Below are 312 nucleotides of genomic sequence, written 5' to 3' on the forward strand. Positions count from 1 at the left end.
ATATTTTCTGTTTGTCGTTGCTGCTTGTTTAAAGCGCTTTCCACTTCTATACCGTCGTGTTGCAACTGGTTCGAAATGTTGCCGAGCCCTTGGATCGATCCTTGTACTTGACCAACAAGTTGACAAATATCTTCTAATACGGTGTTAAATGACTTGGCAATATCCGCAATTTCATCTGAACCGCTGTCTTCCGCTTTAACGGTAAAGTCACGTTGTTGGGATACGTGCAACATGGTTGCGTTTAACGAGGCTATCTTCTTAGCGACACGCGATGAGATCCCAAAGGACAGCGCGATCAGTAATCCAGTGACG

At 44.9% G+C, this 312-nt stretch carries 1 protein-coding gene; it reads right to left on the reverse strand.

The window, feature by feature from the left end:
* The coding region (locus AB4512_RS23245; RefSeq protein WP_372175885.1) for a HAMP domain-containing protein at window positions 1-312 on the reverse strand (312 nt) is incomplete at both ends.

The sequence above is a fragment of the Vibrio sp. 10N.222.52.B7 genome, from assembly GCF_041474275.1.
GTDB lineage: Bacteria > Pseudomonadota > Gammaproteobacteria > Enterobacterales > Vibrionaceae > Vibrio > Vibrio crassostreae_C.